Here is a 14305-nt window from a genome sequence, read left to right as displayed (position 1 = left end):
GTCATCGGAAGTTGCGGGCGGTGGTCCGGGCGGTGACCGACAGCGCCTCGAAGCGGTCGGCGAGGAGGTTGGTCACCCCCTCGTCGGAGCGCTCGAGGATCCCGCGGATGAGGAGTGCGGGAGCCTCGCGCGCGGTGCGCCGGTAGCGGTTCCATACTCCGACGGAGCAGATGACGTTGAGGATCCCGTGCTCGTCCTCGAGGTTCATGAAGGTCACTCCGGCGGCTGTGGAGGGACGTTGGCGGTGGATCACGACCCCGCCGACCTCGATCCGGGTGCCCGAGGGGGTGCCGGGAAGATCGGCAGTGGAGTGCGCTCCCCGGCGGGTGAGGCTCTCCCTCAGATGCCGGAGCGGGTGGTCGTCGGGCGAGATGCCGGTGGCCCAGAAGTCGAAGACGACCCGCTCCTGCGCCGAGAGCATCGGCAGCAGCGGAGGCTGGACGGCGACGATCGAGTCGGGCAGGAACTCCTGGCGGTCGGCGGCGGCGGAGCCCGCCTCCCAGAGCGCCTGGCGACGCTGGAGCCCGAGGGAGTCGAACGATCCCGCGGCACCGAGCGCCTCGAGCTGGGTCGCGTTCAGCCCGACCCGGCGCGAGAGGTCGGCCATGCTCGCGTAAGGCCCGCCGCGCTCGCGCTCGGCGACGATGTGCTCGGCCAGCGCGGTGCCGATGCCCTTCACCCCGGCGAGGCCCAGGCGAATGACGAATCCGGCGTCGCGGCGGTGGTCGTCGGTGTCGAAGTGCTGCGACCGGTCGAAGAGGCCCGTCGGCGCCTGCTCGGCGGAGAGGCAGGAGTCCTGCCCGTGCGGCGCGCCGCCGCGCCTCGGGGCCGGCGGCCCGTCGAGCGCCTCGAGCCCGGGGTGCGACAGCGAGCGGTTGACGTCGGGGGACTCGACGCGAACGCCGTGCCGGCGGGCGTCGGCGACCAGGGTGTGCGGGGCGTAGAAGCCCATGGGCTGAGCCCGGAGCAGGGCCGCGGTGAAAACGGCGGGGTAGTGCAGGCGCAGCCAGGCACTGGCGTAGACCAGCAGCGCGAAGCTGATCGCGTGGCTCTCGGCGAAGCCGAAGTTGGCGAAGGCCTGGATCCGTCGGTAGATGTCGTCGGCGACCTCGTCGGTGATCCCGTTGCGGGCCATGCCCTCGTAGAGCCGCTCCCGGAGCGACTCGATCTTCTCGGTGCCCCGCTTGGAGCCCATCGCGCGGCGCAGCAGGTCCGCGTCCTCCGCGTTGCAGTCGCCGACGGCCACCGCGACCTGCATCAGCTGCTCCTGGAACAGCGGGACGCCGAGGGTGCGCTTGAGCGGCGTGACCAGCAGGGGGTGCTGGTAGGTGATCGGCTCCTCGCCGAGCTTCCGCCGGATGTAGGGGTGCACCGCTCCGCCCTGGATCGGACCGGGGCGGATCAGCGCGACCTCGATCACGAGGTCGTAGAAGCGCCGCGGCTGGAGCCGGGGGAGGGTGCCCATCTGCGCGCGGCTCTCGACCTGGAACACCCCGATGGAGTCGGCCCGGCAGAGCTGGTCGTAGACGCCCTTCTCCTCGCGCGGGATCGTCGAGAGGTCCCACTTCTCGCCGACGTGCTCGGCCACGAGGTCGAAGGTGTACTGCAGGGCGGCGAGCATCCCCAGCCCGAGCAGGTCGAACTTGACCAGGCCCATCCAGGCGCAGTCGTCCTTGTCCCACTGCAGGACGGTGCGCTTCTCCATCCGGGCGGGCTCGATCGGGCAGACCTCGCCGACCGGCCGGTCGGTGAGCACCATGCCGCCGGAGTGGATGCCCAGGTGCCGGGGCGTGCCGAGCACCTTCTTGGTCAGCGCGACGACGTCGTCCGGGATGTCGTGCTCGGGGCTCTCGGTGATCGAGCCCCAGTGCTCGATCTGCTTCGACCAGCCGTCCTGCTGCCCGGCGCTGTAGCCCAGCGCCTTCGCCATGTCGCGGACGGCGAACTTGGGGCGGTAGGTGATGACGTTGGCCACCTGCGCCGCGTTCAGCCGCCCGTACTTCTCGTAGACGTGCTGGATGACCTCCTCGCGCCGCTCGGAGTCGAAGTCGACGTCGATGTCGGGCTCCTCGTCGCGGATGCTGGAGAGGAAGCGCTCGAAGGGCAGCCCGTAGAAGATCGAGTCCACCGCGGTGATCCCGAGGACGTAGCAGACCGCCGAGTTGGCGGCCGAGCCGCGGCCCTGGCAGAGGATCCCCCTGCCCTTCGCGAAGTGCACGATGTCGTGGACGATGAGGAAGTAGCCGGGGAAGTCCTTGGCCTCGATCACCGCGAGCTCCTTCTCGAGGCGCTCGTGCACGTCGGAGTCGGCGCCCGGGTACTTCGCCGGCACCGCGAGCTGCACCAGGTGGCGCAGCCAGCTCATCGGGGTGTGCCCCTCGGGCACGTCCTGACGGGGCAGCCGGGGGCGGACCCGCCCGAGCTCGAAGGCGATCTCGTCGGCGATCAGCACGGTGTTCTCGACGGAACCGGGGTAGCGGGAGAAGCGCTCGGCCATCTCGGCACCCGAGCGCAGGTGCGCACCGCCGGAGGCGGGCAGCCAGCCGTCCATCTCGTCGAGGCTCCTCCGGGCGCGGACCGCGGCCAGCGCCGTCTGCAGGGGGCGGTCCTCGGGCCGGGCGTAGTGCACGTTGCCGGTGGCGACGAGCCGCAGCTGCAGCCGCTCGGCGATGCCGGCGAGCTGGTCGTTGTGCAGGGAGGCGAGCGGGTCGCCGTGGTCGAAGAGCTCGACGAGGACGTTGCGGGCGCCGAAGAGGGACACGAGCTCGCGCACCTCCTCCTCGGCCGCCGCCTCGCCGCTCGAGACCAGTGCCTGACGGACGGCGCCCTTCCGGCAGCCGGTCAGCACGATCCAGTGGCCGTCGGCGGCCCGGGCGAGCTCCTCGAGGTCGTAGCTCGGCTTTCCCTTCTCGGCGCCGGCGAGCTGGGCGGTGGTGATCGCGCGGGCGAGCCGGTGGTAGCCCTCCTCGCGGCGGGCGAGGACGAGCAGGTGCGTGCCCTCGGGATCGGCGACGCCGTTCTGCGGGGCGCGGAGCCCGAGCGAGAGCTCGGCGCCGAAGGCGGTGCGGACGCCGTGGTCCTGCGCGGCCTCCGCCATCCGGACGATCCCGTAGAGCCCGTCGTGGTCGGTGAGGGCGAGGGTGTCGATGCCGAGCCGGACGGCCTCCTCGATCAGCTCCTCCGGCTTGCTGGCGCCGTCGAGGAAGCTGAAGTGGGAGTGCGCGTGCAGCTCGGCGTAGGGCACCTTCTCGTCCGGCGGCCGGACGTCGGCGCCGGGCGTGTAGGCGGGGCGCTTGTGCGACCAGGCGGGGCTGTCGCCGCCGTCGCCGCGGACGGTCGTGCCGTCGCTCCTGGTCGTGCTGGAGAGGCGGCGCTCGAACTCCGACCAGGGGATCGGGGGGTTGTTCCAGCCCATCGGGGGCTCCTTCGGTCGTCGTGCTCGGGAGGATCGGATCGCGGCCGTCAGCGGCCGGGGGAGTCAGTCGTAGCGGGCCTCGGCCGCCCACTCGCCGTCGAGGCAGAGCAGCAGCCAGGCGACGCCGTCGGAGTCGACGACCTGGAAGCGGTCGTAGCGGACTGCTGTTCGCGCGTCCCACCAGCGCTCGTCGATCGGCCAGGGACCGGCCCACCCCGTCACCGGCTGCAGGCGGGCCTGCGAGGAGCCGGGCGCGAAGTAGGCGGGGACGGAGGTGAGGGAGCCGCGGTCGTCGACCGAGACCGTCTCCCCGCGGGGACCGCGGACCAGGACGGCCGCCGGCTCCGCGAAGACCGTGGGCGGCAGGGGCGGCGGCAGCGCCCCCGGCCAGGGCAGCCCGCGCGGACGGGCGTCGCCGGGCTCCCTGTCCCCCCAGGGGATCAGGTGCTGGCGGTCGCGGAGCGACCGGCCCCCGCCCACCGACGCCGTGACGACGGCCTCGTGGCCGAGCATGCTCTGCACGCGGCTGAGACCGTGGTGCACCCGCTCCTCGGGAGCCGTGCCCCAGAGTCCCTGCTCGTGGTTGACGATCGCGTCGACCGCCTCGGGCTCGACCGACAGCCGGGCGATCGGGGAGCCGAGCCCCGCGTCGATCGCGCCGTTGCCCTGGAGCTGCCAGCGCACGCGGTCGACGACGTCGCCCGGGGTGAACCAGCGCGGGTGCAGCCAGCTGCGGGAGGACACCTCGCCGCGGTCGCTGACGACCTCGATCCTGATCGCGGTCGCCACCAGCTGCGCCCGGGTGAGCCCGGCGACGAACTCCTCCGCCGGGACGCGGAAGGCGAAGGCCGCCTGGTCGATCCGGTCCAGCGGCGGCTCGAACTCGAGCACCCGGTCGAGCCGCTCGGGCGGCAGCCGCGGGACGACCGTCTCGGTCTCGGCGCCCGAGGCCAGCACGTGCGCGCGCGCCCCCTCGGGGCCGAAGCGCGCGGAGACGTCGTCGCGCGGCAGCTGCGCGAAGGCACCGAGGGTCCGGACACCCAGCCGGCGCAGCAGGGCGATGAGATCCTCGCCCTTGCCGGTCGTGCGGGTGCGGGCGCCGACGGCCTCGGTCTCGAGGGCGTCGAGCGGAAGGGGCGCGAGGAACGCGGCGCTCTCGCCGGCCGGCACGATCGCGACCGCGGTACCGGAGTGCTTGGCCGCGAGCTCGGAGGCGAAGAGGCCGTCGGCTATTCCGGCGCGCGCGAGCGGCACGCCCAGCTCGGTCAGCCGCTGGAGCACGGCCTCGGCCGCCGACTGCTCGCTGCCGTAGTAGCGGCGCGGCCCGCGGGCGCGGATCGCGCAGAGCCCGGGCCGGATCAGCTGCACGCCCGGGGTGATCTCCTCCAGCGCCTGGACGAGCGGCTCGAAGGCGCGGTGGTCGAGCACGGGGTCGTAGGGGACCACGGCGAGCCCGGTGCAGCGCGACTGCGCCTCGCGGATCCGCATGCCGCGGCGCACACCCTCGGCCCGCGCCCCGGGGGAGCAGGCGAAGACGAGGCTCTTCTCGGTGAGCGCGAGCGGGGTCTCCGCGTCGAGCCCGGCGTCCGCCGCGGCGGCGAGCAGGGGCCAGTCGGGGCACCAGACCAGGATTGTGCGGCGCAGCTCGAGGGCGCTCGCGGAACGGCTCATCTCAGACCGCCCGCTCGTGCAGGGGGCGCTCCTGCAGACGCGAGGGCCCGCCCAGCACGCCGAAGGGCCGCCCGGTGCCGGGCATGCTCATCCGCACGGTGCGCACCCGCGTCCCGGCGCGGCCGACGACGTCGACGAGCGCCTCGCGGGTGCGCAGGTAGCCGTGGCCGGCGCCGAGCCCCTCCCAGCGGCTGCTGCGGATGCTGAGCCGCGCCTCGGCCTGGGGCCACTCGCCGAGGACGACGAGCGCCGCCCCGCGCTGCCGCAGCCGTGCGCCCAGCCGGGAGACGTCGGCCGAGGAGACGGAGGCCGGCGGCCGGGTCAGCACGACGGTGAGGACGTCGACCAGGGCCGCGGTGACGGTGAGCCAGTGCTCGGCGGGGGAGGGCACGAGCACGAGCCGCTCGAGGTCGATCCCCAGGCCCGCCGCCGCCTCGGCGCCGAACTCGGGGACGCCGACGACCCCGCACCAGGCGCCCTCGGACGACGGCCCGGCCAGCAGCCCCATGGCCAGGCTCATCGAGCCCTCGACCGAGTAGGCGGCGCCCTGCTTGAGCGAGCCGCCCGGCAGCACCGAGGCGAAGGCCGGCAGAGTCGCGAGGCTCTTCGACTCGAGCGTCGTCGCCTGCATGTCGCGGATCCGCGACTGCAGCTCCTTCACCGACGCGAGCTGCCGCAGCAGCGGTTCCGCGGTGTCGGCGACCCCCGGCGAGGGGTGCTGTGAAGGGGGGCTCATCAACCCATGTTCGAACATGTGTTCGAGTATGTCAATCGCCACCGACATCCGCCGCGCCGGGTGCCGGAGCAGGTGGAGAAGGCCCCGGATCGCCCCCTGTGGAGGAGCCCGGGGCCCGTCGCGCTACCCCTCCGCGGACCCCGTCACGCGCAGTCCGTGACCGAAGCGGAACAGCGGATCCTCGGTGTCGAACGGCACGTCCGGCCGGCGGGCCGCCGCGGCGGCCATGGAGCGCGGAAGGTCCATCGGCAGTGTTCCACGGGCCTCCGACACTCCGAACACCACGTCGAGCACCGCGGCCCCCGACGCGCCGAAGTCACCGAGCAGCGCCGCCGCGGAGTCGACCAGGGGAGTGAGGATCGCTGGCCGGTCCAGGAACACGTCGACGACCGTCGGCACCTGTGCCGCCACGGCCAGGACGTGCTCCACGACCTCGTCCGGGAAGTCGAGCGAACCGGCGTGGAAGTGGTTCTCGAACGCCGTCGCGCGCTGCTCGAAGGGCGCCTGCAGCCGGATCACCGCGAGCTCCGCCTCCTCCGGAGACGTGACGACGGTGCCGTATCCCGCGGCGACCGCCGGATCGATCCCTTCGACGTAGAGCCGCAGCCCCTGCCGCGCCGGCAGGACGCCGTCCTGCGCGAGGACCGTGATCGCCGCTCGCTGGGCCGCCTCGCCCGCTGCGCGGAACTCCGCCGAGCCGACGACCGCCTCGGCGGCGCCCGGATCGACTGCGCGCGCGTCGAACAGCCCGAGCACGAACTTCTCCCGCAGCAGCCGGCGCACGGACACGTCGAGCCGCTCCTCGGCGACCGTCCCGTCCCGGACCAGGGCGACCAGCGCCTCGGGGATCGACTCGCCGCCGAACTGGTCGACACCGGCCTCGAGGGCCTTCGCCATCCGCTCCGGCACCGACAGGTGCTCGACGCCCCACGCGCGCGCCACGTGGTGGTCGCCCATGATGTCGGAGTCCGAGAGCAGCCCCCAGTCGGTGCAGACGATGCCGTCGAAGCCGAACCGCTCGCGCAGCAGCCCCGTGATCACCGAGCGGTTGAAGCCGAAGCCGACCTCCTCGAGCTCGGTCCCGACCGGCATCCCGTAGTACGGCATGATCTGGCTCGTGCCCGCCTCGAAGGCCTTCACGAAGGGCTGCAGGTGGTACTCGGCGTTGCCGCCCGGATAGACCTGCTCGCGGCCGTACGGGAAGTGCGGGTCCTCGCCGTCCTTCTGCGGTCCGCCGCCCGGGAAGTGCTTGGTCATCGTCGCGACCGACTGCGCCCCGAGCGCCTCGCCCTGGAAGCCGCGGATGTACGCGGCGCCGAGCCGTCCGGTGAGCTCGGCGTCCTCGCCGAACGTGCCGACCTGCCGCGCCCAGCGCGACTCGGTCGCCAGGTCGATCTGCGGGTGCAGCGCGACCCGCAGGCCCACGGCGAGGTACTCCTGGCGGGCGATGTCGCCGAAGCGCTCGACCAGGTCCTCGTCGCCGATCGCGGCGAGGCCGAGCGGCTCCGGCCACTGCGAGAACGCCTCCGCCTGCGCCCCCGTGCCGGGGTTGTCGGTGAAGGAGTGGCGCGGATCGGTGGAGAGGGTCACGGGGATCCCGAGTCGGCTCGACGACGCCAGCTCCTGGACCCGGTTGTGCCACTCGGCGAGCTCGCGCGCCGTGGCGGTCCCGCCGCCGAGCAGGTTGAAGTGCGACATCCGCTTCTCGAGCACCATCGTCGCGGTCGAGGGCAGGCCGAACGCGCCGTCCTCGGCGAGCGCTCCGCCCTCGCCCATCACGACCATGGTCTGGAAGAACAGCCCGGCCTTCTCCTCGAGCGTCATCTGACCGAGGAGGATCTCGACCCGCTCAGCCACGGGGCGCAGGGGGTCGAGGTAACGGCGGTCGACCTGCTCGTCGAGCGGCTCACCGGCGGGGGATGACGTCGATGTCATGGGGGCGTCCTTCCGAAGGGGAGCCCTCGTCGGCTCCGCGAGAAGGATACGCCGAAAACCGACCAGCACTAGGGAAATGCGGCGGGCCCGTCGCGAGTGCGCCCCTACCATGGGAGCCATGTCCGACGCCCTGCCCGAAGCCGCAGCCGAGAACCCCTCCTCCCTCCCGGCACGGCGGCGGACCCTCGTGGTCAAGATGGGCTCGAGCTCGGTGACCAAGCAGTCCGGACCGGACCCCGTGCTCCTGGCCAGCGCCCTCGAGAGCGCGTTCGGTGCGCGCGCACTCGGCTGGGACGTCGTCCTCGTCTCCTCCGGCGCCGTCTCCTCCGGCCGCGCGCTCTTCGCCCGCTCGCAGGACGCGCCTATCAGCCCGCGCCTCGCCGCCGCCGTCGGCCAGACCGTCCTGATGGGCTTCTACCGCTCGGTGGCCGAGCTCTCCGGCTCGCTCGTCGCGCAGATCCTGATCGGCGAGTCCGACCTCGCGTCGCCGCGGCAGATGGCGCACGTCGCGGAGGCGATCCGGCACGCGCTCGACGCGGGCGTCGTGCCGATCGTCAACGGCAACGACACCATCGACTCCGCCGGCTCCGACAACGACGGCGTCGCCGGCGGCCTCGCGATGCTCCTCGGCGCGGATCTGCTGCTACTGCTCACCGACGTCCCCGGTGTCTTCGCCGGCAGCATCGCCGAGGGCGTGCACCTCGAGGAGCTGGGGATCACGGAGCTGCGCGGCATCGGGGTGCAGAAGGGCGGGACGGGCCGCGGCGGCATCCGCTCGAAGCTCAAGGCGGCCGAGCTCGCCGCGCACAACGGCGTCTCGACGCGCATCGCCGGCGCCCGCACTCCCGAGGTCATCCTCGGCGCCATCGACGGCCCCGGCCCCGGCACCCTCGTCCGCGCCGTCCACGCGCACCCCGCGGTGGAGCAGCGCTGGATCTCCGGCGTCGCGACCTCGCGCGGCCGGGTCGAGATCAACCTCGAGGCCGAGCGCAGCATCGCCTCCGGCTCGAGCCTGTTCGCGTCCGGCATCAAGCGGGTCTCCGGCGACTTCGTCGGCGGGGACGTGATCGAGGTCCGCGCCCTCAGCGGCGAGCTGCTGGCGCGCGGGGTGTCGCGGGTGTCCTCGCGCCTGCTCACGCTGGTCCGGGCTCTGCGGGTGGACGAGATCGCCCGGGTGTTCGTCGCCGTCCTCGCGCACGCCGCCGACGCCGATCCCGCCGCGATCACCTCCGAGGGCGACCGCCCGCAGCTGACCCGCGCTCTGGAGTACGCGCGCGCCCTCTCCTTCGAGCACGGCAGGGCGGTCGCGATGGAGATCGTCTCGCTCTTCCCCGCCGAGAGCATCGCCGCGCTGGTCGGCCAGGGTGCCGCGGTCGAGGAGCTCGTCGAGCGGTACACCCGCCTCGTCCGGACCCTCGCGATCGTCGGCAACGAGCAGCTGGCCGTCTTCCGCGACTGACGACGCCCGAGGGGCCGCGGTGGCCCGAATGGACGAATCGCGCCACGGAAAACGAATCGTGCCAGATAGCGGCACGATTCGTGCCAGCACTGTGCGCATCACGTCATCGATCGTGGCGAGCGTCGCCTCCCGTGCTGATCTATCTCCCACACGAACGGCGCCCACTACGCGCCCCGACGGATCGGATCAGCATGAGTGCAGCAGCAATCGCCACCGCGACCCTCACGACCCCCACCACCCGCCACCCCTTCGACGGCCCCATCTCGCGGGAGCACTACCAGTCGGACCGGCTGGCCCGTCGCCTCGAGCTGATCGAGAAGACGATCGCCGACTGCGAGCGCGCCCTGCGCGGCGGCACCGACCCGCGCACCGGCACCGTCGTCCCGCCCGCGCGCGGCGCCCACCGCGACCAGCTCCTCAGCAACCTCGCGATCGAGCTCTCGCTGGCCGACCGTCTCCGCGGCGCTCTGGGCCTGCACCGCTGACCTCCCGGTCCGCAGCTCCGATCCCCGGGCCCGCACCTCCGCCGCAGCCCGATGGGGCACGATGAGGCCATGGTCACCATCACCGTCGCCGGGATCGCCCAGCACTTCCACCCCGCCGAGCGCGGCACCGTCCGCCTCGAGATCCGCCGCGAGTCGCGCTCGCGCTCCCAGGCGCTGAACGAGGTGACGGCTCTGCACGCTCGCGTGCGCGAGGAGGCCCGCGCCGAGCAGGCCTCCGGCGCGGCGACCTGGTGGTCGGCCGACCAGGTCTCCGTCTCGACGATCCAGCGGTACCTCAAGGACTCCGACGTCACCGAGCCGTTCCACGTCGCCGCCGCGAGCGTCCGGGTGAAGTACCGCGACTTCGACGCCCTCGGGCGCTGGGTCGCCTCCGTCTCGGAAGCCCCCGGCGTCACCGTCGCCGGGGTCGACTGGGACGTCACCGCCGCCCGGCGCGCGAGCGCCGAGCGCGAGGTGCGGGTGGCCGCGGTCCGCGACGCCCGCGAGCGCGCCGCGGCCTACGCCTCCGCCCTCGGCCTGGGCGAGCCCCGGGTGCTCACCCTCTTCGAGCCCGGGCTCCGCCCGCACACCCGGATCGAGGGCGGCTCGGCCGTGATGAGCCGCGCGATGGCCTTCAAGGGCCAGGAGGAGCTCGCGCTCAAGCCCGAGGACATCGAGGTCTCGGCCTCGGTCTCCGCCGACTTCGAGGCGAGCTGAGCCGAGCGGTGGGCGCACGGCGCTCGCCGCCGGGAATAGCCGGGTCGCGTCCGACGCTGGAGCAGGCATGGTCTCGCGCATCGGCTTCCTCTCCTTCGGCCACTACCAGTCCGTCGAGGGGTCGCTGGCGCACACCGCGCGCGACGTCCTCCTGCAGACCATCGAGCTCGCGGAGGCGGCCGAGGAGATCGGCATCGACGGCGCGTACGTCCGCGTCCACCACTTCGCGCCGCAGCTGGCGTCGCCGTTCCCGCTCCTGGCCGCGATCGCCGCCCGCACCAGGCGGATCGAGATCGGCACCGGCGTCATCGACATGCGCTACGAGAACCCGCTCTACATGGCGGAGGAGGCGGCCGCGACCGACCTCATCTCCGGCGGCCGGCTCGAGCTCGGCGTGAGCCGGGGATCGCCCGAGACGGCGCTCCGCGGCTCCGAGGCGTTCGGCTACGTCCCCTCGGAGGGCACTTCCGACGCCGACCTCGCCCGCCGCAAGGTGCAGCTCTTCCGCGAGGCGCTCTCGGGTGCCGCCGTCGCCGAGACCGACCCCGCGCGCACCGGGATGTCGAGCCCGCTCGCGATCGAGCCGCGCTCGCCGGGTCTCGAGGACCGCATCTGGTGGGGTGCGGGCAGCTTCGCGACCGCCCGCTGGGCGGCCGAGCAGGGCATGAACCTGCAGTCCTCCACGCTCCTGCTCGAGGAGGAGGGCGTCCCCTTCGACGAGCTGCAGGCGCGGCAGATCCGCGAGTACCGCTCGGCGTGGGCGGAGGCCGGCTGGGAGCGGACCCCGCGCGTCTCCGTCTCGCGCAGCGTCCTCCCGATCACGACCGACCTCGACCGTCTCTACTTCGGCGGCCGTGGCGAGCGCGACCAGGTCGCCTCCCTCGAGGGCGTCCGCGCCCGCTTCGGCCGCAGCTACACCGGCGAGCCCGACCGCCTCGCCGAGGAGCTCGCCGCCGACGTCGCCGTCCAGGAGGCGGACACCCTCCTGCTCACCGTCCCCAACCAGCTCGGCGTCGGGTACAACGCGCGCCTCCTGCAGACCGTCGCCGACTCGATCGCCCCGGCCCTCGGCTGGTCGCCCGCCGGAGTCGTCGCCGCCTGACGCGCCCCTGCTGGTCGAGTAGCCCCGGAGGGGCGTATCGAGACCCACCGTCCTCAGCACGGTGGGCCTGCAGACTCGGCCTCGATCGCAGGTGGACCTCGATACGCCCGCTGCGCGGGCTACTCGATCAGCAAGAGATGCGCCGCCCGCGGAAGGGGAGAGGCTGCGCTGTCGATCGTCAGCGCGCGGAGAGCTCGATGCGGACGTCGTCGAGTCCGTCCGACGAGACGAGCACCGTGATCGGCCCCGCGCCGGTCGGACGGACGACGGCGAGCGCGCGGCCGTCGAACGTCGTCCGCGATGCGGCGTCGAAGCGCTCGGTGGTGGCCGGCGCCCCGCTCCCGAAGCCAGCGAGCACGCCCGCGCCCTCGACGGCGACGGAGACGACGCGGTCCGCGCCGGTGACCAGCACTCCCGCCGCGTCGCGCAGCTCGATCGCCACATACGCCAGGTCGGTGTCGTCAGCCCGCAGCTCCACCCGGTCCGCCGTCGCGGTCAGCACCGCGGGTCCGGACGCCGACACGAGCGAGCTGCGCCCCGTCTCGCTCCCGGACCGGTAGGCCACCGCCGTCAGCGTGCCCGGCCGGTGCACCGTCTCGATCGACGCCAGCATCGGCCGCACCGCCCCGACCGCCGCGCGCCCGACCTCGACCCCGTCGAGCAGCAGCGCCACCTCGTCCGCGTCCGCCGCCACCTCGACGGTGACGGGGGAGCCCTCGAAGCCGGGCCAGGTCCAGGAGTCGACCGAGTCGCTCCACGCCCACGGCGACTGCATCGTCACCGTCTGCCCGTGCCGCTCCGGCCGGACGACCGCGATCGCCGGCTCCGAGCGCAGCCCGAAGACGATCTCGCGGTAGTAGGAGGCGGGCCGGCGCCACCCGGTGATGTCGAGGTCGCCGCACCACGCCGTCAGATACGGGTACTCGCGCTCCAGCGCGCCGTTCGCGGCCGGGTCCTCCGCGTAGGAGGTGGCGCCGATGCCGACCTCGCCGAGGTAGTCCCAGCCGGTCCAGGTGAAGTCGCCGATCACGTTCGGGTTCGCCAGCACCTTCGGCCACAGCTCGCCGATCTGCGAGGGGAACGTCTCGGACCCGACGATCACGCGCTGCGGGAACAGCTCCGCGTCGCTCGCGTAGCGCCCGTCGGCGTAGTTCAGCCCGAGCACGTCGACCGCCGCGCTCGACTCCGCCGTGCGGCGGGTGACGGCGTCGGAGGAGCCGATCGCCGCCATCATCCCGGCGCCGGCCTCGCCCATCAGCTCGTTCAGCCCCTGCTCCGAGGCGAGGATGCTGTCGAGCTCGTCGAGCACCGCCAGCGTCGGGTTCACGCCGTTCGTGACCGGCCGGGTGGGGTCGAGCGATCGCACGTGCTCCGCGAGATCGCGCGCCAGCACCGCGCCGTGCGGGGTGCCGACCTCGACGATCTCGTTGCCGATCGAGTAGAGGATCACGCTGGGGTGGTTGTAGTCCTTCGCCACCAGCGACTCCAGGTCGGCCCGCCACCACTGCGCGAAGTCGAGCGAGTAGTCGTGGTGCGTCTTGCCGCGGACCCACATGTCGAAGGCCTCGTCCATCACGAGCATGCCGAGGCGGTCGCAGGCGTCGAGCATCGACGGCGAGGCGGGGTTGTGCGCCATGCGGATCGCGTTGAAGCCGGCCTCCTTGAGCAGCTGGATCCGGCGCTCCTCCGCGCGGGCGATCGAGGCGGCGCCCAGGACGCCGTTGTCGCTGTGGATGCAGGCGCCGCGCAGCAGCACGGTCTCGCCGTTGATCCGCAGCCCCTTGCGCGGGTCGACGGTGACGGTGCGGATGCCGTGCACGGTGACGACGTCGTCGCCGATGCCGATGCTCGTGCGGGCGCTGTGCAGGGCAGGGGAGTCGACGCTCCAGAGGGCGGGCTCCTGCACGTAGAGGCGCTGGCGCACGAGGGCGGTGCGGCCGGGGGCGACGGTGACCGGTGTCGTCGCGCTCTCCACGACGTCGCCGGCCGGCCCGGTGAGCTCGGTCGCCACCGTGAGCGACGACGTCGTGAGCCCGCGGTTGACGATGCTGGTCGCGACCTCGACGACGGCCTGGTCGTCCTCCACGCGCACGGTCGTGATCCGCACGCCGTCCGGCTCGATGTGCACGGGCTCGTCGACGTGCAGCAGCACCGGCCGGTGCAGCCCGGCGCCGGCGTACCAGCGCGAGTCCTGCCCCGAGCGCACCTCGATCCGCAGCGTGTTCGTCTCACCGAAGCGGAGGAACGGTGTCAGCTCCACGAAGAAGCGCGCGAAGCCGTCGGCGCGGTTCCCCGCGAACTCGTCGTTGAGGAACACCATCGCGTGCCGGTAGGCGCCCTGCACCTCGAGCCGCACCACCTTGCCCGCCCACTCCGCCGGCACCTCGAACGTCGTGACGTAGCTGTAGGCACCGCCCGGGTAGTAGGCCGCACCGCCCTTCGACACCGCATCCGGCGAGCGCTCGGCGTCGCGCAGCGCGTCGTGCGGCAGCGTCACCGCGACGGAGTCGTCGACCCCGCCCTGCACGGCGGCGAACGGCCCGCGCGGCGCCCGGGCGATCCAGCCGGCGGTGAAGGAGGTGGTCGTCATGTCGCGTCCGTTCGATCGAGGTCGTCCGGCACGTCGCCGGGCGCGCGGTGAGACCCGTGCTCCTTATGAGGAAACTGTTTCATTCGGTTTCTCACCCGGCGAGAGCCTAGGAGCGGCGCGGCCGACCGTCAAGGAGGGGGCACCTTCCTCTCGATCGTCGAGCGTCGATGCTGCGCAGGGGCACCGACCTACCGA

9 protein-coding genes are annotated in these 14305 nt (G+C 73.3%); 4 read left to right on the top strand and 5 right to left on the bottom strand.

The genetic code is table 11. From position 1 onward, the window contains the following. Position 1 precedes the first annotated feature (1 nt). The 4 genes from EDF43_RS07945 to EDF43_RS07930 all read right to left on the bottom strand — a co-directional run bounded on the left by EDF43_RS07945 (position 2) and on the right by EDF43_RS07930 (position 7757). Positions 2 to 3415: an error-prone DNA polymerase gene (locus tag EDF43_RS07945; protein WP_132436221.1), complete on the bottom strand. Its 3414-nt coding sequence runs from the start codon at positions 3413 to 3415 to the stop codon at positions 2 to 4. Positions 3416 to 3478: 63 nt separating this feature from the next. Beyond that, complete coding sequence (locus tag EDF43_RS07940; RefSeq protein WP_132436220.1) at positions 3479 to 5086, bottom strand: DNA polymerase Y family protein; 1608 nt, start codon at positions 5084 to 5086, stop codon at positions 3479 to 3481. Between the two features lies 1 nt (position 5087). After that, entirely contained in the window at positions 5088 to 5822 is a 735-nt protein-coding gene (locus tag EDF43_RS07935) for a hypothetical protein (protein ID WP_132436219.1), read from the bottom strand. Between the two features lie 123 nt (positions 5823 to 5945). Next, positions 5946 to 7757 carry a glycoside hydrolase family 3 N-terminal domain-containing protein gene (locus EDF43_RS07930; protein ID WP_132436218.1) on the bottom strand — a complete coding sequence of 604 codons (1812 nt, stop codon included), beginning with the start codon at positions 7755 to 7757 and terminating at the stop codon, positions 5946 to 5948. Between the two features lie 118 nt (positions 7758 to 7875). On the opposite strand from EDF43_RS07930, the gene proB reads away from it, so the two are divergent. The 4 genes from proB (at position 7876) to EDF43_RS07910 (ending at position 11520) form a co-directional block, all read left to right on the top strand. Beyond that, entirely contained in the window at positions 7876 to 9216 is a 1341-nt protein-coding gene (gene proB, locus EDF43_RS07925) for a glutamate 5-kinase (RefSeq protein WP_159422598.1), read from the top strand. Between the two features lie 191 nt (positions 9217 to 9407). Further along, positions 9408 to 9701, top strand: a complete 294-nt coding sequence (locus EDF43_RS07920; RefSeq protein WP_123704236.1) for a hypothetical protein — start codon at positions 9408 to 9410, stop codon at positions 9699 to 9701. A 69-nt stretch (positions 9702 to 9770) separates the two neighbouring features. After that, entirely contained in the window at positions 9771 to 10418 is a 648-nt protein-coding gene (locus tag EDF43_RS07915; RefSeq protein ID WP_165909053.1) for an SIMPL domain-containing protein, read from the top strand. A 67-nt stretch (positions 10419 to 10485) separates the two neighbouring features. Beyond that, positions 10486 to 11520 carry an LLM class flavin-dependent oxidoreductase gene (locus EDF43_RS07910; RefSeq protein ID WP_132436215.1) on the top strand — a complete coding sequence of 345 codons (1035 nt, stop codon included), beginning with the start codon at positions 10486 to 10488 and terminating at the stop codon, positions 11518 to 11520. Positions 11521 to 11698: 178 nt separating this feature from the next. Here the strand turns inward: EDF43_RS07910 and EDF43_RS07905 are convergent, their stop codons facing one another. Then, positions 11699 to 14110, bottom strand: a complete 2412-nt coding sequence (locus EDF43_RS07905) for a glycoside hydrolase family 2 TIM barrel-domain containing protein (protein WP_132436214.1) — start codon at positions 14108 to 14110, stop codon at positions 11699 to 11701. Positions 14111 to 14305 lie beyond the last annotated feature (195 nt).

The organism is Rathayibacter sp. PhB179 (assembly GCF_004345345.1).
Lineage (GTDB): Bacteria > Actinomycetota > Actinomycetes > Actinomycetales > Microbacteriaceae > Rathayibacter > Rathayibacter festucae.
The sequence above is the reverse complement of the archived record's forward strand: the minus strand, read 5'-3'. Positions and strand labels throughout refer to the sequence as shown.

What these genes read in the sequence shown, in the direction of transcription:
- EDF43_RS07935 (WP_132436219.1), bottom strand. Translation starts at nt 5,822, where the DNA reads ATGAGCCCCCCTTCACAGCACCCCTCGCCGGGGGTCGCCGACACCGCG.
- EDF43_RS07910 (WP_132436215.1), top strand. Translation starts at nt 10,486, where the DNA reads ATGGTCTCGCGCATCGGCTTCCTCTCCTTCGGCCACTACCAGTCCGTC.
- EDF43_RS07945 (WP_132436221.1), bottom strand. Translation starts at nt 3,415, where the DNA reads ATGGGCTGGAACAACCCCCCGATCCCCTGGTCGGAGTTCGAGCGCCGC.
- EDF43_RS07940 (WP_132436220.1), bottom strand. Translation starts at nt 5,086, where the DNA reads ATGAGCCGTTCCGCGAGCGCCCTCGAGCTGCGCCGCACAATCCTGGTC.
- EDF43_RS07915 (WP_165909053.1), top strand. Translation starts at nt 9,771, where the DNA reads ATGGTCACCATCACCGTCGCCGGGATCGCCCAGCACTTCCACCCCGCC.
- EDF43_RS07905 (WP_132436214.1), bottom strand. Translation starts at nt 14,110, where the DNA reads ATGACGACCACCTCCTTCACCGCCGGCTGGATCGCCCGGGCGCCGCGC.
- EDF43_RS07920 (WP_123704236.1), top strand. Translation starts at nt 9,408, where the DNA reads ATGAGTGCAGCAGCAATCGCCACCGCGACCCTCACGACCCCCACCACC.
- EDF43_RS07930 (WP_132436218.1), bottom strand. Translation starts at nt 7,757, where the DNA reads ATGACATCGACGTCATCCCCCGCCGGTGAGCCGCTCGACGAGCAGGTC.
- proB (WP_159422598.1), top strand. Translation starts at nt 7,876, where the DNA reads ATGTCCGACGCCCTGCCCGAAGCCGCAGCCGAGAACCCCTCCTCCCTC.